This is a genomic window from Kitasatospora sp. NPDC059722 (assembly GCF_042733235.1).
In the GTDB taxonomy this organism is placed as follows: domain Bacteria; phylum Actinomycetota; class Actinomycetes; order Streptomycetales; family Streptomycetaceae; genus Kitasatospora.
Genome location: NZ_JBHWGD010000017.1, coordinates 29,630 through 50,453 on the forward strand (window position 1 = coordinate 29,630; position 20,824 = coordinate 50,453).

Below are 20,824 nucleotides of genomic sequence, written 5' to 3' on the forward strand. Positions count from 1 at the left end.
GGGCCCCCCCCCCGCCGGGGGCGCGGGGCGTCGGGCGGGGGGGGGGGGGGGGGCGGGCCCGGGTGGGGGGGGGGGGGCGGGGGCGGCCGGCGGACCGTGCGTCCAACCGGCCGGTTGGACGCTTCGTATGCTGGCCCCATGGGATGGGACACCGCGAAGACCAAGAGGCTGCTGCTCGACGCCGCCGTGGACGAGTTCGCCGCACACGGCCCCGAGGGCGCGCGCATCGACCGCATCGCCGCCGCGGCCGGCGTCAACAAGGAACGCATCTACCCCTACTTCGGCGGCAAGCGGCAGCTCTTCGACGCCGTGGTCCAGCGCGAACTGGAGCAGCTCGCCGCCGCCGTGCCGATGGCGGAGGACGACGGACACCCGGTCGACCTCCCCGAGTACGCGGGCCGCGTCTTCGACTACCACCTCGCCCACCCGCACCTGCTGCGCCTGCTGCAGTGGGAGGCCCTGTGCGGCGAGCCCGGCGCGGAGGTCGCGGGGCAGGAGCGGCGGGCCGCGTACTACGCGCAGAAGGTCGCCGCGCTCGGCGGCGCCGGCGGGTCCGGGGCGCAGCCCCGCCCCGAGGACCTGCTGTACGCCGTCGTGGCGCTGGCCGGCTGGCAGTTCGCGGCGCCGCAGCTGGCCCGGATGATCCTCGGCGGGACGGCGCAGGAGGATCCGGCGGCCCGTCGCGCCGCCGTCGTCGACCTGGTGCGCAGGCTCGTGCGCTGACCTCCGGGTCTCCTTGCCTTCGGGGGTTCTCGCCATCGGGTGTCGTCGCCTTCGGGGGTTCTCGCCCTCGGGTGTCGTCGCCTTCGGGGGTGGTCGGCGGGCCGCATTTCCAACTGGCCGGTTGGAGGTGCGGCCCTTTCGTGCTAGTCTCCAACTCGCCAGTTGGAGTTTCTTCCGGCAAGGAGCCGACCGTGACCGTCATGCCCGCGCGCCCGCACGCCGCCCTCGTCCTGATCGAGTTCCAGCGCGAGTGGCTCGACCCCGAACACGGCGCTCTCCACCGCCTCGTGGCGGACCGCGACCTGCTCGACACCGCCGTGCGCGGGGCGGCCACCGCCCTGGCCGCCGCCCGTGCGCACGGTGTCCCCGTCGTGCACGTCCCGCTCGTCCTCACGCCCGGCGCGCCGGAGCTGGCGGGCTGGACCCCGGCCCGCCTGGGGCTGCGCGCGGCGATCCCGGCGGCGGGCACCTGGATCGAGGGCGGTGCGGGCACCGGGTTCGCCGAAGGTTTCCGCCCCGGGCCCGGCGAGCCGGTCGTGCGCGGCCGGGCCGGGGCCAGCGCCTTCGCCGGCTTCTCCGATCTCGACCTGATCCTGCGCCGGCTCGGCGTCACCGACCTGTACCTGGCCGGGTTCGCCACCCACGTGTGCGTCGAATCCACCCTGCGCGAGGCCCACGACCGCGGCTACACCGCGCACGTCGTCCACGACGCCTGCGCGGCCTTCACCCGTGCCCAGCAGGACCACGTCCGCGAGCACGTGATCCACCACTTCGGCGCCGAGACCGACGCCGCCGCCTTCGCGGACGCGTGCGCGGGCACGGGCGGCTGGTGAGCGCGGGGCCCTATCCTCGGCCGGAGGCCGTACGACGGGGTGGGAGCGGTAGTTGGGCAGGTGGGAGATGCGGCGCACGGTCGAAGCGCCGCTGCGGCGGGCGGGCCTGGAGGTGCTGGAGGGCGGGGTGCCGCAGCCGGTCCTGCCGGTGTCGGTGGTGGGTTTCGCGCTGCACCGCGACCCCGGGCCGCAAGACCTGGGCCTGGTCTGCGTCGACCGCGACGAACCGGACCTCGTCGCGCGGGCCAACCAGGGCTGGTACGAACTGGCCCTCTCCTCAAGCCTGTTCGGCGCCGACCGCGAGTTCCTGCTCGCCCTGCCCGTCCACCGCTTCAGCGCGCGGGCCGCGTCCCGGCACCGGCGCAAGCAGTGGCGCCGCGTGCGCCTGCTGGAGCGCTGGGACCTCATGGGCGCCGGCTGCTCGGTCACCGTCGGAACGCACGAACTCGGCCACCCCCAGCGCCTGCTCGGCTTCGGGCCCGGCCTGCCCGGCTTCGCGATGCTTTCCCTCGACGGCTCCGTCACCGTGCTCGGGACGACCGAGCAGAGCGGTATCGCCTTCCACGCGGTGTCCGACCCCGGGAAGACGGAGCCCGTGCGCGGCAGGCTCGAAGCGGCGGCGAACCGGGTGTGGGACCCGCGCGAGGAGTGGTTCATGGGGGCGGTGCGGGCGGAGCGCGAGGAGGCCCGGGCCTGGCTGCTTCGTCAACAGGGCTGAGCGCGCGGGCTGTTCACCGGAGCCGGACCGCCGCCGCACCCCCGTGACGGCGGCGCTCCGCTGCTCCCGTCCCTCCCCGGCCGGTGCGGCATCAGGCGGCGGTGGCGAGGGCGTAGTCGGGCAGGTCGATGTCGCCGGCCTTGGCGAACTGGGCGGCCAGGATGTTGCGCATCGGCCAGCGGCCCATCATCCGCATCGAGGCGGCGCGCAGGCGGATCATCGTGGCGCTGTTCGGGGCGTAGCCGTTCATGCCGCCGGGCGGCAGTTCCTGGGAGCGGGTGACGTAGGGGCGCATCAGCTCCTCGTAGCGGGCGAACGCGGCGCGGTGGCCGGTGCCGGCGGCGCGGGCGGCGGCGAGTTCGCCCGCCAGCAGGTAGGCGCCGACCAGGGCGAGGCTGGTGCCCAGGCCGGTGAGCGGGCTGGGGCAGTACCCGGCGTCGCCGACCAGGGCGACGCGCCCGCGCGTGTAGTGGTCGAGGTGGATCTGGCCGTAGGAGTCGAAGAAGAAGTCCTCGGCGCGGGCCATGCCCGCCAGCAGCCGGTCCACCTCCCAGCCGGCGCCCGCGAAGCGCTCGGCGAGCAGGCGCTGCTGGGCGGCGGTGTCGCGCCGGTCCAGGCCCAGCGGCGCGGAACGGAAGCTGAGCGAGGCCTTGATCTCGCCGGGCAGCCGACCGGGGCGGGCGCCGGCGACCAGGCCGCCGGGCGCGTTGTACATGAGGAACCAGCCGTCGAGGTCGATCCCGTCGCGGACGGTGAACCAGGCGTTGTAGCCGCCGAGCGGCCTGAAGTGGCCGTCGTCGCCGCCGAAGGCCAGGCGGCGCACCGTCGAGTGCAGCCCGTCGGCGCCGATGACCAGCGCGAAGCGGCGCGGTGCGGCCTTCTCGAAGGTGACGGTGACGCCGTCCGCGTCCTCGGCGAGGGCGGTGACGGTGTCGTCGAAGAGGTACTCCACCTCGTGGGCGGTGGAGCGGTACAGCAGGTCGGCGAGGTCGCCGCGCAGGATCTCGATCTCGGCGACGATGCCCTCGCCCTCGAACAGCTCGACCGGCATCCGGGCCGTCAGCCGCCCCCTGCGGTCGACGAGTCCGAGCCCGCGCTGGTCGACGTTGAGCGCGCGGGCCTGCTCCATGAGCCCCATCCGCTCGATGACGGTGCGGCCCGCGCCGCGCAGGTCCACGTTCTGCCCGCCGGGGCGCGGGGCGGGCGCGCGCTCGACGATGACCGGGTTGAAGCCGCCCCGGCGCAGCCAGTGGGCGAGGACGGGCCCGGCGATGCCGCCGCCGGAGATGAGGACGTCGTTGGTGCTGCTGCCGTCGGTGTGCGCGGGGTGCGCGGTGGTGTTCTCCATGCCCAGAATGTACGGCGTACGCAACGCACTCAACAAGCCCTATCTGCGGGGTTTCCGGCGGTAGCGCACTAGTGCACTAGGGTGCTCGGTCGGGCCCGCGGGGCGGCGGCGCAGGCCGCGCGGGGTGGGTGGTGCACTAGTGCGCTCGGCGGGCGGCGCAGAAATTTCTTCCCGCCGCCGGCCGGGGGCGGTGCCGGGCCGGTGCCGCCGCCCGTGGCCCGCCTCACGGCCCCGGGTGGCCGACCAGTTCGAGGCTGCGGCGCCACAGTTCGGCGCGGGCCGCCGGGTCGTAGGCCTGCGCGTCGGCCCGGGTCTCGCGGGTGCGGTCGAAGTAGCGGCCGGTGACGCCCGCCAGTGCCCGATCGGTCACCAGGCGGTGGACGGCGGCCACGCCCTCCTCCAGGCTGTCGACCGAGTAGCCCATCTCCTCCAGGACCATCTTGGTGGGCATGAACGTCGCCGGGTGCAGGCTGTTGACCGTCACCTCGCCGGCCGGCACGCGCGCCGCGAGCTCGAACCCGCAGGTGATCTGAACTCTTGGGTGCCAACCCCTGCTTTGGCTGGGGGCGGCCCATTTTTGGGCTCGGAGTCGCGAAGCGGCGCAGGTCTCTGCGTTGTCAGTGACGTGCGCTAGGTTGATCGCGGCTGTTGAAGGGGGGTGTTCCTCGTGTTGTCCGGGCGACGGTACCGTCTTGAACTCGATTCGGGGCAGGCTGAGTTGTGCGAGACATTCGGTGATGTCTGCCGTTCGGTGTGGAACACCGCTTTGGAGCAGCGCAGGGAGTACCGGCGGCGTGGGGCGTGGATGGACTACGTTCCGCAGGCTGCCGAGCTGGCGGAGGCGAAGCGGGAGTTCCCGTGGCTGACGGAGGCGCCTTCGCACGTGTTGCAGCAGACGTTGAGGGATCTGGACCGGGCGTGCCGGGAACACGGCACGTTCCGGGTGCGGTGGCGCTCCAAGGCCCGTTGGCGGCCGTCGTTCCGGTTCCCGGTGGGGAATCGGATCACGGTGGAGCGGATCGGCCGCAAATGGGGTCGGGCGAAGCTGCCGAAGCTCGGATGGGTCCGCTTCCGATGGTCCCGCCCGCTCGGCGGCCAGATCCGCTCGGCGACCGTTACCCGGCAAGGGCGGCACTGGTTCGTGTCGTTCCTGGTGGAGGACGGCAATCAGACCCCTGAGCGGCACGCGATGCCGAACGCCGCCGTGGGCGTGGACCGCGGCGTCAAATTCGCCGTGGCAACCAGCACAGGCGACTTCCACGACCGGCCGTATGTGACGCTGGGCGAGGCGAAGCGGCTGCGCCGCATGCAGCAACAGCTTGCCCGATGCACGCGCGGCAGCAACCGGCGCAAGGCGGTAGTGGCGAAGATCAACGCGATCACCGTCCGCGTCCGCAACCGGCGTGCGGACTTCTGTGCGCAGGCCGCCAACAAGCTGGCCACCCACAACGCGGTCGTGGTGCTGGAAGACCTCCGTGTAAAGAACATGACCGCCTCCGCCGCAGGAACAATTGAGCAGCCCGGCCGAGGCGTCCGTGCCAAGGCTGGACTGAACCGGGCCATCCTCGACAAGGGCTGGCACCTGCTCGAACTCGCGCTGCGCAATGCGGCGCGTACCACTGGCACTGCTGTGGTGCTGGTCAATCCCGCGTACACGTCGCAGACCTGTCACGCCTGCAAGCACGTGGACCCGAAGAACCGCGAGAGCCAAGCGGCCTTCGAGTGCACCGCCTGCGGACACCGGGACCACGCCGACGTGAACGCCGCGAAGAACATCCTCAACGCCGCAGGGCATGCGGTGTCAGGGCGTGGAGACCTCGGCACCAGCCGGTCCGTGAAACGCCAACCACCGGCCGCGCGCACCCGCGCGGAGGCAAAGCCCCCGCGCGGCACACGCGGCCGGAATCCCCGTGCCTTAGGGCGGGGAGGAAGTCAACTGGGCGAGTTTGCTGCGGCAGTACGCCCCCATCCCGTCGTAGTCGCACTCCAGCATCAGGTCGCGAAGTCCACCGGCTGCTTCCCGGGCGAGGCCACATGCACGACCCGCGCCGGCGCGCGGCGGCGGCAGGAGTTCGAGCTCCCTGGCGATGAGTGAGCGACCTTGCGGCCCCTGCCCCGCGACCCCGCGATCCTGGTCGACGTCGGCTGCGCCGGCGAGGACGCCCGGTTGGAGGTCGTCCCAGGGCACGTGGACGCGGCCCGCGCCCTGGGCATGGCCGCCTTCGTCCACACCGGCACCGCGCAGACCCCCGCCCGGATCGGGGAGTTCGCTGTCGGTCCCAGTTCGTAGCATGAGCCGCATGTCGGACGCCTTCACCGTGCTGTGGACCCACTACACCTGCGACGAGCTGCGCAAGGCCGGCCTTGAGGGCCGGCGGCCCCCGGCCGCCTTCAGCGGCGCCCACTCCTCCCTGCCCGCCTGGTCGGGCGCCCGCGCCGGGGACGAGGTGTACGCGGTGCACGTCAAGCGGCGCGAGGTGTTCGTGGTCAGCCGCATGCGGATCGTCGACCGCGAACGGCGCGACTGCTGCGGGCCCGCCCCGCAGGCCTGGGGCGAGCGCTCCCACCCCGGCCACCACGACTGGTGGGCGCTCGGTGCCGGCGGCTGCGGCGCCGAGGTGGTCCACGTCGAGGCGACACCCGTGCGCTTCGACCTCCCCGTCCCCGGCGACCTCCTGCCTCGCCTCACCTGGCGCAACCAGCGCGGCCGCACCCGGGGCCTCAAGTACGTCGTCGACGGGCGGCTCGAACGTGCCGTCAGCCTCCAGGGCTTCTACCGCCTGACGCCCGAATCGGCCGCCGAGCTCGCGGAGTTGGCCGACGGCGCGTGAACGCCCGCGCGCCCGGCACGGAGGTCCGTGCCCGGGTGCGCGGGCGCTCGCGCGCGGTGCGCGGGGTCAGCTGAAGGTGACCTCGTAGACGCCGACGGAGCTGGGGTTGAAGCGGGCGGTGCCGGTGATGCCCTCGTACCGGAGGGTGCCGCCGGTGACGATGGCGTCGAAGTCCTTGAGGTCGGCTCCCGGCTTCGGGACGGGGATGACCGCGTCGAGGGCGATCTGGGCGCCGTCGCTGAACTTGAGGATGCTCGTGCACAGCACCTGGTCCGCGCTCGTGCCGGTGGCGTCCTTGTTGCAGTTGGCGTAGGCGGTGCCGAGGTTCTTGCCGTCGACGTCCTTCATCGTGGCCCTGCCGCCGAAGGCGTTGCCGAGCCCCTGGGGGGCGCCGCCGAGGTCGGCGGTGCCCGTGCTGTCGAGGGTCATGTCCGGCACCACCACCGCCCTGGTCGCGCGGTGGGCGCCGGCCTGGGGCTGGCTGTCCGCCATGGCGGGCATGCTCAGTGCTGCGGTCGTGCCGAGCGCCAGAGCGGCGGCGGCGACGGTGAGGGAGCGCTTGACGGACATGACGCGGCGCATGGGGTTCCTTTGGTAGTCCGGGCGGTGCTTTCGGGTTGAGCACCCGGAAGCCGGTGGAAGTCGACCACACACGGTGATCCCCCGGCCGACCGTCGTCCCTGCGTGTCCTGCCGGGCGGCGCGGCGCGCAACCCTTGCGGGGCAAGGGATGGGGACGTCTACGAACGGTCCGGCTGTGCCGTCCGGGCGGTCACGCCCATCACCCGTACGGGCCGTGAAGTTCACCCGCCCGGCACAGGGCCCCGGGCCTGAAGCACGTTGTCGACGGCCGCCTGTAGCGTGCAGGGCTTCTGCCGCCTCACCGAGGAGTCCGCCCGCGACCTGGCCGCCCTGCGCAGGAAGTCGGCCTCGTCGACTTCCTGCGCAGGGCAGGTCGTTGCTCAGGGAGACCGCCGCGTGACCTACTCGACCACGGCCCGGTTCACGGCGCCGCTCACGCGTGGCACCGCCACCCGGGTCCACTGGACGAGGCGGTCGAGCACCGCCAATACGACATCCTGACGCCCGGGCGGCAAGAACGGCCAGGTCAGCCAGGCCGGGGCGGACAACAGCACGACCGCCAGGAGCGGCAGCGCGAACAACGCGACGAGAAAGGGGCGTGACAGCCACGCAGGCATGCGTCGACCTCCAGATGAATCCCACAGAGGGGAACCGTGCCGGACGGCGACGCAAACTGGGCACCCCACGCGCTCAAACGCGTGCAGCCTCCGGCCAGAGCCGACATCCGGTGATGCGGTCCGACTCTACCCGCAACTCGGCCCTGCCAAGGGACGGTTGAGTGCAAAGTTGGCGAGGAGTCCCGGGGCTGTCGAATGCGCCGACTCAGGCGGCGGCGCGGATGGCGGTGCCCCGGGACCAGAGTTCCTCGACGTGCTCGGCGAAGCGGCCGAACATGCCGTCCTCCTCGCTGCGCCGGATGTGCATCATCGGCGAGTCGTGGCCGACGGTTCGGGCAAGGTGGGGAGTGACGAGGGCGTGCTCGTCGAAGCGGAAGACGGAGAGCCCGATGTGATTCGGCCCGTCGTCGAGGGCACTGAAGCGGGCCTCGATGCCTTCGGCGTCGGCGAGTTCGGCGAGGTGGGCCAGGGTGATCCGGATGCGGGCGGAGACGGTGAGGGCCGCGCCCTCGATCCGCTCACGGCGGCTGGTCGTCTCGGAGCCGGGATCCCCGAGGAGGACGCGGACCCGGCAACCGGCCTCGGCCTTGCGCCGGAGAGTCCGGGGGAGGGCCGGCTGCTCCAGCCAGAGGAAGTAGTTGGTGTACCCGGCGAGGAAGATCTCGGACCACGCCTCGGCGATCAGCTGCGCCCAGACCGACTGAGGGCAGGCCGAGCGGTACGGATAGACGGCGAACACCCCTCGCTCGTGCCCGGAGTTGGACGAGATCACTCGTGGTGTGGAGTGAGAAGTCGGCGGGGTCGACTTCTCACGTGAGCCGGCGGCCGTCGTGAGAGCGGATGTGGGGCGGTCCGGGACGGAGGGCGTCGAGGATGCGGACGGCATAGACCTCGCTCATGCGGCCGGCGGCTTCGTCGGGGGTGAGCCAGGCGACGGCGGTTGTTTCGGCGGAGAGGCACTCGGCGCCGCTCTCGGGGTGGCAGCGGAAGACGAGGGCGACGACGCCGCGGGCCATGTTCTTGTAGACGCCGGTCAGTTGGCCGACGGTGACCTTCAGTCCTGTTTCCTCGTAGATCTCGCGACGGAGGCCGTCTTCGATCGATTCCGTCAGTTCGAGTACTCCACCCGGGGGCTCCCAAGTGCCGTTGTCGGCCCGACGGATCGCCAGCACCCGGCCGTCCTCGCGGACGACCGCTCCCGCGACGGAGACGGAGTGCAGCGGCGTTGACTGGGGCTTCCCGGCACTGTTACTCATGTACAGGAGAATAGGAGACCTGAAGGACTATGGCGAGCAGTGGGGTGGCTTCCTCGGCCAAGGCGAAGTATCTGCAGATCGCGGACGATCTCGCCGCGCAGATCAAGTCAGGAGAGCTGGCTCCAGGGGCTGCGCTGCCCAGCGAGGCCGAGCTGATGCGGCGCTATGGTGTTGCATCCGGCACGGTTCGCAAGGCCGTTGCAGAGCTTCGGACGACTCAACTGATCGAAACGCACCACGGTAGGGGCTCGTTCGTCCGTTCCCGTCCGCCGGTGCAGCGCAAGTCCTCGGATCGGTTCCGCCGGGCCTACCGCACTGCTGGCAAGGCTGCCTACTTGGCGGAGTTGGAGGCATCCGGTGTCACCCCGTCTGTGACGGTTCTGTTTGTTGGTCCGACCGCAGTGCCTCGGGAGATCGCCGAGCGGCTGGCGGTGCCTCCCGGCACGCAGGTGCTTGCCAGGAAGCGTCGCTATTTTCGCGACAGTGTTCCGACGGAGGAGGCTACGTCGTACCTGCCGTGGGACGTGGTGAAAGATATTCCGGAGGTCTTCGCCGAGAACCCTGGTGGTGGCGGGATCTACGCGCGGCTCGAGGAGCGCGGCTATGTCCTCGGTGAGTTTGCCGAGACCGTGCGTGCACGGCTTGCGACCAAGTCGGAGGCGGTGGCCCTTACGTTGAGCCCAGGTACTCCGGTCATCCACCTTGTTCGCGATGCGATCACGGTCGAGGGGCGCGTGGTGGAGGTCTGTGACACGGTGATGGCGGCTGACCAGTTCGTTTTGGACTATCGCTTCCCTGCTGTGGACTGACAGGGCATCAATATTCCAAGCCCGTCGCAGGGTTCTCCCTGTGACGGGTTTACTTATGTACAGGACTAGGGCACTCTTGTGATGCATCTCATGTACATGAGTTGGTGACATCTACTCATCTAGAGGAGGCGTGTCATGGAAGCGATTGAGCCGCCTTGGCGTTCTGGCGGAGGGGGACTTCGCGAGTCCCACGGGTACGGGGTGCGATGGGACCCGGAGGGGCGCTGCTACCGGGTGCGGAACGAGGTCACGGGGGAGTGGCTGCGCTGCGGCTCGACCGGTGAGCTCGCCTCTTTCCGTTCCTTCTGTGCCGCGTTCTCGGCATGGCGGATGTTCGAGGTGCACCGCAGGACCGGTGTGTGATGGCCTCGATGCTCGACCGGGCGACTGCCGAGCAGCGGCGTGAAGCCGCGCTCGTTGCCGACGACTTGGCGGCCGTCCTCGCTCTGGGAGGGGTCAAGTTGCCCTCTCTGGAGGTGGACTGGGACTTCGGGCGCCGTACCGGCTGCTACCTGATCTCTCTCGGCGCCGCCCGTGTTCCGGAGGTGGGGCGGATCGTCGAACTGCTCCGCAAGGGGCTGCACTTCGAGCGCCTCGCCGCCGATGACGACTGAACTCGCCGCCCGCCTCCTCTGGCTGCTCGGCTTCGCCGCCCTGATCAACTGGTGTTTCTGGAACAGGAAGTAGCACCCCCCCAATGCGCGACCCCCGCCTCCTCGCCAAGCCTCCCGTCTGCCGGCTCGGCTGCCTCGCCCTCGTCCGAAACCCCCGCGGCGACGTCCTGCTCGTCGACCCCGACTACATGGACGGGCTCATCCTGCCCGGCGGATCCGCCCGCCCCAACGAGCCCCCGCACGAGGCCGCCGGCCGCCAGCTCGCCGAGCAGACCGGCATCAGCCTGCGGCTCGCCGACGTGCTGGCCGTCGACTACACGCCCGCCGACCGCTACCTGGAGCGCCTCAACCTCGTTTTCGATGGCGGGATCACGGGCGCGCAGCCCGTCGCTGCGCTGCGGAATCGCAGCGGGCTGCTGGGGGCGCGCTTCGTGCCGGTGAAGCAGCTGTCCGCCGTCATGGCGCCCGCGCAGGCGGGCCGTGTGGCCGAGGCGCTGGCGGGGCGGGCCGTGCCGTTGCTTCTGTGTGGGCAGCGTGCTTAAGCTTCGCGTCGATCATGTGTACGAACGGCGAGGGAACTGCGAAATGGTGAGGCTCACGGAGCGCCGGCCCTGGGTACTGGGCGTCGGGGCGCTCGTCGTTGCCGGGCTCGGGACCGGCGGTGCCCTGCTGGCGTTCGGCGCCGGGGAGTCCGACCTCACGCAGACCCTGTGCGGGCAGCCCCGCGCCAAGGGCACTCCGCTCGGCGCGCTGCTGCCCAAGGGGCGTCCGGGCGTCGACGAGCGCAAGGCGCAGGCGGCGGGCAACGGGCAGGGCGCGCAGACGTCCTGCACGGTCTCCGTCGACGGGCAGGAGGCGCTGAGCATCGTCCTGTTCCGCCTCGGGCCCGACCAGCCGTCCGGCACCGACGGGCACGACCTGCGGGCCCTCGTGGGGCGCGGGCCGATCACCGGGGGCGGCGGGTCCGGCGTCACCGAGTACTGTGCGGGCAGCAGCACGGACATCGTCAGCGCCACCGTCCTCGCCCAGGGCGCGATCCGGCCCAAGCCGCACGCCGATTCCACCTCCTTCGACCACGCCCTGGGGCAACTCGCGCAGGCCGTCGTCGCGGGGCAGCAGCAGGACGTGTGCCGTTAGGCGGCCTGGACTCGCCGTGTCGTAGGTGCCGGGAGGTGTCGACCGGTGGCGCCGGGAGCGGGTGTGGCTCGCTCCGACCCAACCTGACTGCCGGCAGCGCGAGTTCAACCCGATGGGTCGATCAGGTGCCGGTTCTCCCGGCTCCAGGCGAGGAGGGCCCGGAGGTTGTCGAGGTGTCCTTCGGCGACCCAGGTGGCCTGGGGTTCGTGGCCCTGTTCGGCCAGGCGCCGGTTGACGTCGATGTTCTGCTCCTGGACGGTGAGCACGGCGTCGACCAGGCCCGTCGTGTCGGTGAGGCCGTAGGCGGTGGCGAACACCTCCAGGCGGTGACGGCGGTCGGGCGGCTGTGGGTAGCGCAGCCACCGGGTGCACATGTCGTCGTCGCGGAACGGTGCCGCGTATTCGAGGGCGTAGGCCACGTCGTGCAGCCGTGGTGCCGGACGTGCGTGGTCCCAGTCGATGATTCCCGCCGGCCGGGTGCCGTGCCAGACGGTGTTCCAGGGGCCGAAGTCGCCGTGGCAGACGACTTCGTCGCCGACCGGGCCGGCCGTCCTGGTGGACCAGCACGTCGTGTCCGGGGGCCGGTATCCGGCCACGGCGTCGTGGTAGTCGCGCAGGAGGCGGGCGAAGGTGATCAGGCCACGGTCGTCGACGACCTTGCCCCAGCCGTCCGGGCCGGATTCGCCGCCGATCCAGCTCAGCACCTCGCGGCCCTGCCCGTCGAAGCCGAGGACGCGGGGCGCGAGTTCGTAGCCGACGGCCTCCAGGTGGCGGAGCAGGCCGTGAACCGCCGGGGTCCACGGTCCGGCCGGCCGGTGGACCGTGTCGCCGATGCGCTCGACCCGGCCGAGATCTGGTGTGCTCACCTGGAAACCGTCGCGAGGAAACGGCCGTGACGCAACCGGTTATCGTGCCGTCGCACCGGCCTCGGCCGGCCCTGGCCGGATCGGCAGGGTCGTGGCGGCGAGACGCCGGGAAGGCCGGGGCCGAATGTGCCGAACGGCACTGATGGAGCGTCAGGGGCGGTTGTTACGGTTCCGCAGGAAGGTGAAGCGAAAGCCGGGAAACCGGGGGAACGGGGGACAACCATGACGGCCGACGGGTTCGGACTGCTCGCCCGGGCGCACGACCACCTGCTCGCCGGCGTCCGCGCGGTGCCCGCGGGCGGGTGGGGCGCGCCCACGCTGTGCACCGAGTGGACGGTGTACCACCACGCCCGGCCGGACCAGCGGGCGCTGACGATGCGGATCACCGGCGCCGCGCCGGCCGGTGACCCGTTCGCCCCCGATCGGGCGGTCGAGGGCGACGCCGTGGCCGAGGTGGCCGAGTTGGAGCGGGTCCGCACGCAGGCGCGGGCCGCGGGGGAGTCGGGGCGTGGGGCGGAGAGCGTCGGCACGCCCATGGGGCCGACGCCCTCCGCCCGGGGCGCTGCGGTGGCCGCGCTCGACGTGGCCGTGCACGCGTGGGACATCGCCGTCGCCACCGGCCGGCCGCTGCCGTTCGACGGCGCGCCGGCCGAGGGGCCGGGGGAGCGTCGGGGCGTTCCTCATACCCGTCGTGCGCGACGGCTTCGGCACGTTGGCCGCCGCCGTGCCGGTCGCGGACGGCGCGGGTGCGGCGGACCGGCTGCCGGCTTTCTCCGGCCGGGACCCGCGCTGGACCCCGGCCGCCGGCTGAGCCGGAGCCTTCCCGTCACGGCGCGGTCATCAGCGTCTTCAGCAGGTCGTCGCCCAGGCCCAGGCCCGTGGCGGAGACGTCGGGCAGGTGGTAGCTGCGGTACCAGTCGGCGGGCGCCTCCGGGTGGGGGCCGCTGACGGCGACGCGGCCGGTGCCGTAGGAGGCGACGGCGGCGGCGATGCGGTCGTTGGTGTAGCGGGCCAGGACGTCGGCGCCGGGGCCGTCGACGTCGAAGTAGGGGCCGTCCTGGAAGTACATGGGCTGCTTCTGCCCGCGCCAGGCGACGTCGACGAGGCCGTCCTTGTCGTCGGTGACGGTCGCGCCGGGGGTCTTGATGTACTCGCCGGAGTCGCCCGGCAGGAGGTCGTAGCCCGGGTCGCCGGCGAGGTAGCCGCCCATGCAGATGCCCAGGTAGCGGCCGCCGCCGCGCACGTAGTCGCGGATCAGCTCGGGGCGGAAGCCCGGGGTGCGGCGCAGCAGGCCCCACGCGGTGGTGACCTCCTGGCCGTTGGTGCCGCCCGGCTGGACGTACAGGGCGGCGCCGGCCAGCGCGGCGGGGCCGAAGCGCAGGTCCTCGTCGGGGCCGATGAAGCGGACGGTGAAGCCGTTGCGCTCCAGCAGGTCCTGCGCGGCCTCGGAGCAGCCGTCGCACGCGGCGGGGCCCCGGTAGACGACGGCGAGGGGGTGGGCCGGGTCCGCGCTCGCGGGGGCGGCGGCCGGCGCGGTGGGCGCGGGTGCGGCCTCCTCGGAGCGGTCGTCGGCCCGCGGTGCGGCGCAGCCGGCGCTCGCGGCCAGCAGTACGGCGGCCAGGCCCAGTGCCGCCGCGGCCCGGGCGGGACGGCGCCCACGCGTCATCGGCTGTTCCCCCAACGGTCGTGCCCCCAACGGTCGTGCCTCCAAAGGTCGTTCCCCCGGTGATCGTCCGCCGGGCCCGGTGGGCACGGCGTGCAGCGACGACGCTAAGGGGTGATCGTCGTCAGTGCACAATCGGCCCGGTGGGGGGTGCGCGGCCGGGGAGGGAAAGCCGGTTGCGGTGCCGGGGTCGGTGGGCGCTAGGGTCCTCGCGTTCGAATAGCAAGATCGAAAGGGGCGGGCACATGGGCCTGGAGAGCATGCCGGGTGTCGAATGGAAGATCATGGACGCCAAGGGACGCAACTACTCGTACGACTCCGAGGAGGAGGCGCTGGAGGAACTGCACGAGTACGGGCCGGGCGCTTCGGTCTGGCGGCGCGAGGTCTACCGGGTGACGATCTTCTTCACCCGTTCGGTGAACGGCTGGCAGCAGGTCCACCCCGCGCCTTCGGCCTGACGGTCGGCGGTCGGGCGACAATCAGGCGAGGGGCAGCAGGGCCGGGCGCGGGCCGGTGCCGCGGTGCAGGCGGCGCAGGAACGTGAGCACGCCCGGCGTTCCGGTGGCCCACGCGGGGGACTCGGTCAGCAGGGCCGTGCCGGGGAAGACCGGACGGTGGGGCGGGCCGCCGGCGCGCGACAGGACCAGGGCCGCGATCTGCCCGGCGGCCTCCCGGTGGCGCTCCTCGCCGGTGGCCGACGCCAGGTCGACGAACAGCTCGCCGACCCCGGCCAGGCCGCAGCACTGCACCACCTGGCCCATCCGCGGCGCCAGCGCCCGGCACGCCCCGGCCGCCTCGGCGGCCAGGTCCACGTAGGCGTCCTCGCCCAGGCACAGACCCGCCTGGAGCAGCACCGTGCCGATCCCGGCCAGGCCGCGGCACCACGAGCCCCAGCGGCGGGTGGCGCCCGGCCGGGCGGCCTCCGCCGCCAGGCGCGGCAGTGCGGCGGCCAGGTCCTCGACGATGGCGCGCCCGGCCGCCTGCGTCGCCGCGTCGGGGGAGGGCAGGGCGAGGAGCAGGTGGGCCAGGCCGGCGCGGCCGTGGGCGAAACCCTCGGCGAGGGCGGCGGTGCCCGGGTTGGGCTCCTCCTTCAGGTCCTGCGGCGGACCGTCGGTCAGGCGGCGGGCGCACGCGGCGGCCACGGCGAGGTGGCGCTGCGCACGGGCGCCGTCGGAGGCGCGGACGAGGTCGGCGAGCAGCAGGTGCGCGGTGCCGACACCGGCCGCGCCCGAGATCTGGTCGGTGGACACCAGGGCGCCCGGGTCCGGCACGTCGGCGAGGGCGGGCTCCGGGGTGCCCAGCCGGGGATCGGCGTGGGCGAGGACGGGCTCCGGGGTGCCCAGCCGGGCGTCGGCGTCGGCGGAGACGGGCTCCGGGGTGCCCAGGCGGGCGGCGGCGTGGGCGAGGAAGAGCTCGACGCCCGCACGCCCGTCGTACAGGCCGGGCCCGAGCAGCCCGAGCGCCGGGTGCGCGGCCGTCCAGCGGGCGAGGGCGGCGGCGGCCTCGCGGGCGCCGGGGTGCTCGTCGGCGTGCTGGAGCAGTTCCAGGCCGAGGCCGGCGGCGCCGTCGTAGAGCGAGAGCAGCGTGCGCGGCCGGCTCGCGGCGGAAGGGGAGCCGAGCAGCGCGCGGGCCATCCGCACGCAGGTGCCGACGGTGTGGGCGACGACCTCCCCGAGGCCGTCCGCGGCGGGGCGGGTGACCTTGCGGCCGGCCGGGCCGCGGCCCTCCCGCAGGGCCGCCGCGGCCGCCGTGCGCTCCCCGGCGTCGAAGCTCAGCAGGCCCGCCACCACTGCGAGGGCCGGGTGGTCGGGGGCGGGCAGGGCGGCGGCCAGGCAGGCCAGGGTGCGGTCGCGGCTGGCGGCCGGGTCCGGGCCGATCGCCACCGGGTCCAGGCCGGTCAGCGCGAAGTGCAGGGTCGTACCCAACGCGTAGTAGTCATCCGCGGGCCGGGCAGGCACCGAGGCGACGGGCAGACCGTAGCCCGGGGTCGCGCCGGCCGGGCGCTCACCGTCCAGGGCGCTGACCCCGAAGTCCACCAGCGACCACGAACCCGCCTCGCCCCGCACGACGTTCGCGGGCTTCAGATCGCACACCACCACGCCCCGCGCGTGCACCGCGTCCAGCACCCGCAGCAGCGCCCGGGCCGCCTCCCGCCAGCCGCGCCCGCCCGAATCCCCTTCCGCGTAAGGCCCGTGGGCGAGGACGTCGCGGCGCAGGTCGCGCGGCCCGCAGGCGCTCGTCACCAGGTACTCGTCCACGCCGTGCCGGAAGTAGTCCACCAGCCGCGGCACCCCCGCCACGCCCGCCAGCGCCGCCAGCACCCGCCGCTCGTGCCGCAGCCGCCCGCGCGCGTCGACGCCCTCGGTGTCCTCCCCGACGAACGCCCGCGCCTGCTTGACCACCACCCCCAGCCCGCTCGCCAGTTCGACACCCCGGTAGACGTGACCGCCGGGCGCGCGGCTGATCCCCGCGGTGATCCGGTAGCGGCCCTCGCCCACGCGCGTGTCCTTCGGCGGCGCGGCGGCGGTGACGGCGGTGGTGGCGGCTGCGGCGGTGAACGGGTCCACGGCCCACGGCGGTTGGGCGTACGAGGGCTGCGCGAGCCCCGGGAACGTCCGCCCGTCCGGACCGTTCATCAGCGCGACGTCCTGGTCCTGCGGGGCACGGAACGGACCGTAGCGGTAGTAGACCGGCGAACCCGCGCGCACCTGCCGGTCGCTCACCACCCGCGGACCGTCCCACCCCGCCAGCAGCTGCGCCAACTCCTCGCCCAGCGCCACGACTTCACCCTCACGCGGATACACCGTGACGGCCTTGCCGACGGCCGCCGCCCCGTGCGCCCCGGAGTTCGTCGCGCCCAGCACGTCCGCGCCCGCCGCGAACTTCGCGTCGCACGTGCGGCGCAGCAGCACCGGCACCACCAGGTCCAGTAGGAGCGGCAGTTGGGCGGCGCGGGCCGAGACGTGCAGCTTCCAGCCGTGGGCGAGCGCGGGCATCGCGCGGTCGTGCAGGTACAGCCACTGCCCGTCCGCGTGCAGGCGCCGCCGTCCCCCGCCCTCCGGTGCCCGCGCGACCAGGCGGGCGAGCTGCGCGAGGTGCCCCGCCGGGTGCTCCCGCACCGAACCCCCTTGGAATGCCGGGCGGGTGAGCGCCCCCGTACCCGGAGTACCGCGCTCACCCGCCGGTCGGAACGGACCGCCCCGGTCCGGTCGGACGGGCTGCCCCCGTCCGGTCAGACGGACCGCTTCGGTCCCGTCGAACGGGCCGTTCGGGTCAGGAGTCGCCGCCGCACGGGAATCGCGTCGGAACCCAGGTCACGAACGGGTCGGCGAGACAGGCCGCCGGGGCGAGATCGGCGTCGAACTCGTCTTCGAACACGATCCCCGCCTCGTCGATCTCCAGCGGGCCCGCGTCGTGGATCTCCAACATGCTTGCAGTCACGGGTAGTTCCTCCCATCTACCGGGTTGGTGCCTTGCGGTCCGCACATCGTACTAACCCCCGTGCATCCGTCCTAGTGGTGTGACGCCACCTGCTTCGCGCTCGGAGCGGTACCGTTGGCCACCGACGTGCCGTTGGTCTATGTGGGTGAGGGATAAAACGGATGCAGAAGCGTGAGGTCGTGCGCTACGGAAGCGCGCCCAGCCACTTCGTCGAGCTGTGGGACGCGGACCCGCAGGGCCCGCCCGCCCGGGGCCTGGCGGTGACGGTGCACGGCGGCTGGTGGCGCGACCGGCACGACCTCCACCTCATGGACGCCCTCGCCGCCGACCTCGCCGGCCGCGGCTGGTGCGTGGCCAACATCGAGTACCGCCGCACCGGCGGCGACGGCGGAGGCTGGCCGGACACCCTCACCGACGCCCTCGACGCGGTCGCCGCCGCCCACGCCGTGCGCCCCGCCCTCGCCGACCTCCCGTCGATCGCCGTCGGCCACTCCGCCGGCGGACAGCTCGCCCTGCTGACGGCCGCCGCCGGCCTCGTCAACGCCGCGGTCGCGCTCGCACCGATCACCGACCTGCCGCGCTGCGCCGCCGAGGGCCTGGGCGAGGACGCCACCCCGCTGTTCGTCGGCACCCCCTACGACGACGACCCGGCCCCCTACCGCGAGGCCTCCCCGCTCCACCGCCTGCCCCTGGGCCGCCCCCACCTGATCGTCCACGGCGACCAGGACCAGCGCGTGCCCGTCACCCACAGCCGCGCCTATGTCGAGGCCGCGAAGGCGGCGGGGGACCCGGTGACGTACGTGGAGCACGCGGGCACCGACCACTTCCAGGTCGTGGACCCGCAGCACGCGAGCTGGGCGGCGGCCGTGGGCTGGCTGGAGAACCGCGCGGGATAGCCCCCCGACCAGGAGGCGCCTCAGCCCCGGCGGATCGCCTCCACCGCCCGCGACAGGTCCTCGTCCGCGATGCCCGGGTGCGACAGCAGCACCTCGTGCGCCGCCGTCAGCACCCGGCCACCGCCCGCCAGCGCCAGGTCCTTGGCGGCCAGGCGCACCGGGAAGTCCGACTCCCGGCTGCGGGCGCGGGCCACCACCCCCGCGAGCGGCCCGCCCCCCAGCACCTCCAGCGCCAGCTCCTGCGGCAGCCCGAACCCGTCCGCCACCGCCAGCGCCTCGCCGAGCGCCGTCACCCCGGCCACCACCGCGCCCATCACCACGACCTTCAGCGCCGCGCCCGAACCCGGCCCGCCGCAGCGCAGCACGCGCCCGAAGTGCTCCAGCACCGGCTGCGCCCGGTCGAGGTCGGCGCTCTCGCCGCCCGCGTAGATCGTCAGCGTGCCGTTCGCGGCCGGCCCGACGCTGCCCAGCACCGGCGCGTCCACCAGGGACGTCCCGGCGGGCAGCCGTTCGCGCAGGGCGGCCACCGCCTGCGGCCCGACCGAGGACATGTCGATCCACAGCGCCCCCGGCGCCAGGTGCCCGAGGAAGTGCCCGGCCACCTCCTGGACCGCCGCCGGGTCGGTGAGCATCGTGATGACGACGTCCGCGCCCTCGACCGCCTCCGCCGGGCTCGCGGCGCGGGGCAGGTCGCCGGCGCGCTCGGGGCTGCGGTTCCAGACGGTCAACGGCAGTGCGGCGGCGGCCAGTCGACGGGCCATCGGCAGGCCCATCCGGCCCAGGCCGAGGAAGGCGATCTTTCGGAGAGGAGCGTGCTCGGTGTTCATGGCCACCACGCTAGGCAGCCCCGAGCCAGGCGACAAACGAATGTCTCGCATGGTACCCATGCCTCATGGACATGGCTTGGCTCGACGTCTTCCGCACCGCCGCCCGCCTCGGTTCCTTCACCGCCGCCGGCGAGCACCTCGGCTTCACCCAGTCGGCGATCTCCCGTCAGATCTCCACCCTCGAAGCCGAACTCGGCGCCCCGCTGTTCGACCGCCTCGCCCGCGGCGTGCGCCTGACCGAACACGGCCGCGCCCTCCTCCCGCACGCCGAGGCCCTGCTGGAACGCCTCGACTCCACCCGCCGCGAACTCACCGCCCTGACCGAACTCGGCACCGGCCGCCTGCGCCTGGGCGCCTTCGACAGCGCCAACGCCGCCCTGGTGCCCACCGCCCTCGCCGCCTTCCGCGCCGCCCATCCCGAAGTGGCCGTCTCGCTCACCGAAGGACTCTCCGCCACCCTCCTCACCCGCCTCGCGGACGCCGACATCGACCTCGCCGTCGTCGCCTCCTACCCCGAACACCCCTACGACCACGAGCAGTTCGACCTCCAGCCGCTCGTCGAGGACCCGGTCCTGGTCGCCCTGCCCCGCGGCCACCGCCTCGCCCGGCGCCGGCGCCTGCGCCTGGCCGAACTCGCCGACGAGCCCTGGATCGCCGCCCGCCGCACCATCGAGACGACCCTGCTGGCCGCCTTCGTGCGCCAGGGCCTGCGCCCGCGCGTCGAGTACGCCGTCGCCGGCTGGACCGCCAAGCTCGGCCTCGTCGCCGCCGGACTCGGCCCCGCCCTCATCCCCTCCCTGGCCGCCCGCGCCGCCCGCCCCGACATCGCGCTGGTCGCCCTGCACCCCGACGACACCCCGGTGCGGCAGGTCTTCACCGCCGTGCGCCGCGGCCACCACCCGCCCCCGGCCACCGCCGCCTTCCTCGTCCACCTGCGCGAGGCGGCGGCACGCCCCTGACGTCGACGTGATGCAGGTCACATCGAAGCGGCCGGTCGGGGATGTCACATCCGCGGCGCGGGCGGGGTCGAGGTAGTGAGAGCAACCGCGAACGGCGCACGCGGACAGCGAGCGCACCGACCAGAGGAGCCCGTCATGGAAGCCCGTTTCAACTACTACGCCACCGCCACCGGCGCGAAGTTCGTCAAGCACTTGAACTCGGCCGGCGCGGCCCTCAAGGACGCGGGCGTGCCCTACGCCACCACCCAGCTGGTGCTGCTGCGGGCCAGCCAGATCAACGGCTGCGGCATGTGCACCGACATGCACTACAAGGACGCCGTGCACGCCGGCGACCGGCCCGAGCGCCTCAACCTGGTGGCCGCCTGGCGCGAGGCGACGGTGTTCACCGACGCCGAGCGCGCCGCCCTGGAGCTGACCGAGGAGGCCACCCGCGTCGCCGACGCCGCCGGCGGGGTCGGCGACGCGGTGTGGGAGAACGCTGTCAAGCACTACGACGAGGAGCAGCTCGCCTCGCTGGTGTCGACGATCGCCCTGATCAACGCCTACAACCGGTTGAACGTGATCTGCCGCGTCCCGGCGGGCGACTACCAGCCCGGCCAGTGGTGAGCCGCCCCCGCCTCCCCCCCCCCCCCGTTTTGGGGTCAGGGGGGCCGGCGGGGCGGGGGGGCCCGGGGGCGGGCGGGGGTAACGCCCGGGGCTAAACGC

Annotated in this window: 25 protein-coding genes and 1 pseudogene; 15 read left to right on the forward strand and 11 right to left on the reverse strand. The window is 73.5% G+C overall.

The window, feature by feature from the left end:
* Positions 1-138 precede the first annotated feature (138 nt).
* The 3 genes from ACFV4F_RS13890 to ACFV4F_RS13900 all read left to right on the forward strand — a co-directional run bounded on the left by ACFV4F_RS13890 (position 139) and on the right by ACFV4F_RS13900 (position 2,274).
* Positions 139-723, forward strand: coding sequence for a TetR family transcriptional regulator (locus tag ACFV4F_RS13890; protein WP_380502275.1), 585 nt, complete (start codon positions 139-141; stop codon positions 721-723).
* A gap of 200 nt (positions 724-923) precedes the next feature.
* Positions 924-1,556 carry a cysteine hydrolase gene (locus ACFV4F_RS13895; RefSeq protein WP_380441317.1) on the forward strand — a complete coding sequence of 211 codons (633 nt, stop codon included), beginning with the start codon at positions 924-926 and terminating at the stop codon, positions 1,554-1,556.
* Between the two features lie 67 nt (positions 1,557-1,623).
* A complete protein-coding gene (locus ACFV4F_RS13900) occupies positions 1,624-2,274 on the forward strand; it encodes a hypothetical protein (protein ID WP_380502277.1) in 651 nt (216 codons plus the stop codon).
* 91 nt (positions 2,275-2,365) lie between these two features.
* Here the strand turns inward: ACFV4F_RS13900 and ACFV4F_RS13905 are convergent, their stop codons facing one another.
* Together ACFV4F_RS13905 and ACFV4F_RS13910 are read right to left on the reverse strand one after the other, a co-directional pair.
* The gene (locus ACFV4F_RS13905; protein ID WP_380502279.1) at positions 2,366-3,622 is read right to left on the reverse strand and encodes an FAD-dependent monooxygenase; all 1,257 of its coding nucleotides are present in this window, start codon (positions 3,620-3,622) and stop codon (positions 2,366-2,368) included.
* Positions 3,623-3,845: 223 nt separating this feature from the next.
* Positions 3,846-4,121 (reverse strand): hypothetical protein, encoded by a 276-nt coding sequence (locus ACFV4F_RS13910; RefSeq protein WP_380441224.1) that lies wholly within the window; start codon positions 4,119-4,121, stop codon positions 3,846-3,848.
* 159 nt (positions 4,122-4,280) lie between these two features.
* On the opposite strand from ACFV4F_RS13910, the gene ACFV4F_RS13915 reads away from it, so the two are divergent.
* From ACFV4F_RS13915 to ACFV4F_RS13925, 3 genes are read left to right on the forward strand one after another with little or no spacing between them, the layout of a single operon-like run.
* Positions 4,281-5,717 (forward strand): RNA-guided endonuclease InsQ/TnpB family protein, encoded by a 1,437-nt coding sequence (locus tag ACFV4F_RS13915; RefSeq protein WP_380502281.1) that lies wholly within the window; start codon positions 4,281-4,283, stop codon positions 5,715-5,717.
* A 6-nt stretch (positions 5,718-5,723) separates the two neighbouring features.
* Positions 5,724-5,912 (forward strand): hypothetical protein, encoded by a 189-nt coding sequence (locus ACFV4F_RS13920; RefSeq protein ID WP_380502283.1) that lies wholly within the window; start codon positions 5,724-5,726, stop codon positions 5,910-5,912.
* A gap of 10 nt (positions 5,913-5,922) precedes the next feature.
* Positions 5,923-6,453, forward strand: coding sequence for a hypothetical protein (locus tag ACFV4F_RS13925; protein WP_380441230.1), 531 nt, complete (start codon positions 5,923-5,925; stop codon positions 6,451-6,453).
* Positions 6,454-6,519: 66 nt separating this feature from the next.
* Here the strand turns inward: ACFV4F_RS13925 and ACFV4F_RS13930 are convergent, their stop codons facing one another.
* From ACFV4F_RS13930 to ACFV4F_RS13945, 4 genes are all read right to left on the reverse strand, one after another.
* A complete protein-coding gene (locus ACFV4F_RS13930) occupies positions 6,520-7,035 on the reverse strand; it encodes a hypothetical protein (protein WP_380502285.1) in 516 nt (171 codons plus the stop codon).
* 400 nt (positions 7,036-7,435) lie between these two features.
* Positions 7,436-7,651, reverse strand: coding sequence for a hypothetical protein (locus tag ACFV4F_RS13935; protein WP_380502287.1), 216 nt, complete (start codon positions 7,649-7,651; stop codon positions 7,436-7,438).
* A gap of 205 nt (positions 7,652-7,856) precedes the next feature.
* Positions 7,857-8,423 carry a DUF5919 domain-containing protein gene (locus ACFV4F_RS13940; RefSeq protein WP_380502289.1) on the reverse strand — a complete coding sequence of 189 codons (567 nt, stop codon included), beginning with the start codon at positions 8,421-8,423 and terminating at the stop codon, positions 7,857-7,859.
* Positions 8,424-8,460: 37 nt separating this feature from the next.
* Entirely contained in the window at positions 8,461-8,919 is a 459-nt protein-coding gene (locus ACFV4F_RS13945; RefSeq protein ID WP_380502446.1) for an NUDIX hydrolase, read from the reverse strand.
* Between the two features lie 17 nt (positions 8,920-8,936).
* On the opposite strand from ACFV4F_RS13945, the gene ACFV4F_RS13950 reads away from it, so the two are divergent.
* The 4 genes from ACFV4F_RS13950 (at position 8,937) to ACFV4F_RS13965 (ending at position 11,467) form a co-directional block, all read left to right on the forward strand.
* On the forward strand, positions 8,937-9,716 hold the full coding sequence (locus tag ACFV4F_RS13950; protein ID WP_380502291.1) for a GntR family transcriptional regulator: 780 nt from the start codon (positions 8,937-8,939) through the stop codon (positions 9,714-9,716).
* A 362-nt stretch (positions 9,717-10,078) separates the two neighbouring features.
* Positions 10,079-10,330, forward strand: coding sequence for a hypothetical protein (locus ACFV4F_RS13955; protein WP_380497849.1), 252 nt, complete (start codon positions 10,079-10,081; stop codon positions 10,328-10,330).
* 83 nt (positions 10,331-10,413) lie between these two features.
* On the forward strand, positions 10,414-10,872 hold the full coding sequence (locus ACFV4F_RS13960; protein WP_380502293.1) for an NUDIX domain-containing protein: 459 nt from the start codon (positions 10,414-10,416) through the stop codon (positions 10,870-10,872).
* A 43-nt stretch (positions 10,873-10,915) separates the two neighbouring features.
* Positions 10,916-11,467 (forward strand): hypothetical protein, encoded by a 552-nt coding sequence (locus tag ACFV4F_RS13965; protein ID WP_380502295.1) that lies wholly within the window; start codon positions 10,916-10,918, stop codon positions 11,465-11,467.
* 104 nt (positions 11,468-11,571) lie between these two features.
* Here the strand turns inward: ACFV4F_RS13965 and ACFV4F_RS13970 are convergent, their stop codons facing one another.
* Positions 11,572-12,333 carry an aminoglycoside phosphotransferase family protein gene (locus ACFV4F_RS13970; RefSeq protein ID WP_380502297.1) on the reverse strand — a complete coding sequence of 254 codons (762 nt, stop codon included), beginning with the start codon at positions 12,331-12,333 and terminating at the stop codon, positions 11,572-11,574.
* A 222-nt stretch (positions 12,334-12,555) separates the two neighbouring features.
* Between ACFV4F_RS13970 and ACFV4F_RS13975 the strand changes: the two are divergent.
* Positions 12,556-12,930: pseudogene (locus ACFV4F_RS13975) on the forward strand (TIGR03086 family protein); the annotation flags it as partial.
* A gap of 229 nt (positions 12,931-13,159) precedes the next feature.
* Here the strand turns inward: ACFV4F_RS13975 and ACFV4F_RS13980 are convergent.
* The gene (locus tag ACFV4F_RS13980; protein ID WP_380502299.1) at positions 13,160-13,999 is read right to left on the reverse strand and encodes a BPL-N domain-containing protein; all 840 of its coding nucleotides are present in this window, start codon (positions 13,997-13,999) and stop codon (positions 13,160-13,162) included.
* A gap of 242 nt (positions 14,000-14,241) precedes the next feature.
* Between ACFV4F_RS13980 and ACFV4F_RS13985 the strand changes: the two genes are divergently transcribed.
* Positions 14,242-14,454 (forward strand): hypothetical protein, encoded by a 213-nt coding sequence (locus ACFV4F_RS13985; RefSeq protein WP_380441252.1) that lies wholly within the window; start codon positions 14,242-14,244, stop codon positions 14,452-14,454.
* A gap of 21 nt (positions 14,455-14,475) precedes the next feature.
* On the opposite strand, the gene lanL is transcribed toward ACFV4F_RS13985, so the two are convergent.
* Together lanL and ACFV4F_RS13995 are read right to left on the reverse strand one after the other, a co-directional pair.
* A complete protein-coding gene (gene lanL, locus ACFV4F_RS13990) occupies positions 14,476-17,115 on the reverse strand; it encodes a class IV lanthionine synthetase LanL (protein WP_380502301.1) in 2,640 nt (879 codons plus the stop codon).
* 154 nt (positions 17,116-17,269) lie between these two features.
* Entirely contained in the window at positions 17,270-17,437 is a 168-nt protein-coding gene (locus tag ACFV4F_RS13995; RefSeq protein WP_380502303.1) for an SflA family class IV lanthipeptide, read from the reverse strand.
* Between the two features lie 161 nt (positions 17,438-17,598).
* Between ACFV4F_RS13995 and ACFV4F_RS14000 the strand changes: the two genes are divergently transcribed.
* Positions 17,599-18,333: an alpha/beta hydrolase family protein gene (locus ACFV4F_RS14000; RefSeq protein ID WP_380497856.1), complete on the forward strand. Its 735-nt coding sequence runs from the start codon at positions 17,599-17,601 to the stop codon at positions 18,331-18,333.
* Positions 18,334-18,353: 20 nt separating this feature from the next.
* Here ACFV4F_RS14000 and ACFV4F_RS14005 read toward each other — a convergent pair whose 3' ends face one another.
* Positions 18,354-19,160 (reverse strand): NAD(P)-dependent oxidoreductase, encoded by an 807-nt coding sequence (locus tag ACFV4F_RS14005; protein ID WP_380502305.1) that lies wholly within the window; start codon positions 19,158-19,160, stop codon positions 18,354-18,356.
* Between the two features lie 65 nt (positions 19,161-19,225).
* Between ACFV4F_RS14005 and ACFV4F_RS14010 the strand changes: the two genes are divergently transcribed.
* Both ACFV4F_RS14010 and ACFV4F_RS14015 read left to right on the forward strand, forming a co-directional pair.
* A complete protein-coding gene (locus tag ACFV4F_RS14010) occupies positions 19,226-20,119 on the forward strand; it encodes a LysR family transcriptional regulator (protein WP_380441262.1) in 894 nt (297 codons plus the stop codon).
* A 135-nt stretch (positions 20,120-20,254) separates the two neighbouring features.
* Positions 20,255-20,725 carry a carboxymuconolactone decarboxylase family protein gene (locus ACFV4F_RS14015; RefSeq protein ID WP_380502307.1) on the forward strand — a complete coding sequence of 157 codons (471 nt, stop codon included), beginning with the start codon at positions 20,255-20,257 and terminating at the stop codon, positions 20,723-20,725.
* The last annotated feature ends 99 nt before the right edge of the window (positions 20,726-20,824 follow it).

Coding starts and splice junctions, on each gene's coding strand:
- ACFV4F_RS14015 (WP_380502307.1), top strand. CDS start 20,255: ATGGAAGCCCGTTTCAACTACTACGCCACCGCCACCGGCGCGAAGTTC.
- ACFV4F_RS13895 (WP_380441317.1), top strand. CDS start 924: ATGCCCGCGCGCCCGCACGCCGCCCTCGTCCTGATCGAGTTCCAGCGC.
- ACFV4F_RS13950 (WP_380502291.1), top strand. CDS start 8,937: ATGGCGAGCAGTGGGGTGGCTTCCTCGGCCAAGGCGAAGTATCTGCAG.
- ACFV4F_RS13900 (WP_380502277.1), top strand. CDS start 1,624: ATGCGGCGCACGGTCGAAGCGCCGCTGCGGCGGGCGGGCCTGGAGGTG.
- ACFV4F_RS14005 (WP_380502305.1), bottom strand. CDS start 19,160: ATGAACACCGAGCACGCTCCTCTCCGAAAGATCGCCTTCCTCGGCCTG.
- ACFV4F_RS13960 (WP_380502293.1), top strand. CDS start 10,414: ATGCGCGACCCCCGCCTCCTCGCCAAGCCTCCCGTCTGCCGGCTCGGC.
- ACFV4F_RS13965 (WP_380502295.1), top strand. CDS start 10,916: ATGGTGAGGCTCACGGAGCGCCGGCCCTGGGTACTGGGCGTCGGGGCG.
- ACFV4F_RS13890 (WP_380502275.1), top strand. CDS start 139: ATGGGATGGGACACCGCGAAGACCAAGAGGCTGCTGCTCGACGCCGCC.
- ACFV4F_RS13930 (WP_380502285.1), bottom strand. CDS start 7,035: ATGCGCCGCGTCATGTCCGTCAAGCGCTCCCTCACCGTCGCCGCCGCC.
- ACFV4F_RS13925 (WP_380441230.1), top strand. CDS start 5,923: ATGTCGGACGCCTTCACCGTGCTGTGGACCCACTACACCTGCGACGAG.
- ACFV4F_RS13935 (WP_380502287.1), bottom strand. CDS start 7,651: ATGCCTGCGTGGCTGTCACGCCCCTTTCTCGTCGCGTTGTTCGCGCTG.
- ACFV4F_RS13955 (WP_380497849.1), top strand. CDS start 10,079: ATGGCCTCGATGCTCGACCGGGCGACTGCCGAGCAGCGGCGTGAAGCC.
- ACFV4F_RS14010 (WP_380441262.1), top strand. CDS start 19,226: ATGGACATGGCTTGGCTCGACGTCTTCCGCACCGCCGCCCGCCTCGGT.
- ACFV4F_RS13905 (WP_380502279.1), bottom strand. CDS start 3,622: ATGGAGAACACCACCGCGCACCCCGCGCACACCGACGGCAGCAGCACC.
- ACFV4F_RS14000 (WP_380497856.1), top strand. CDS start 17,599: ATGCAGAAGCGTGAGGTCGTGCGCTACGGAAGCGCGCCCAGCCACTTC.
- ACFV4F_RS13985 (WP_380441252.1), top strand. CDS start 14,242: ATGGGCCTGGAGAGCATGCCGGGTGTCGAATGGAAGATCATGGACGCC.
- ACFV4F_RS13980 (WP_380502299.1), bottom strand. CDS start 13,999: ATGACGCGTGGGCGCCGTCCCGCCCGGGCCGCGGCGGCACTGGGCCTG.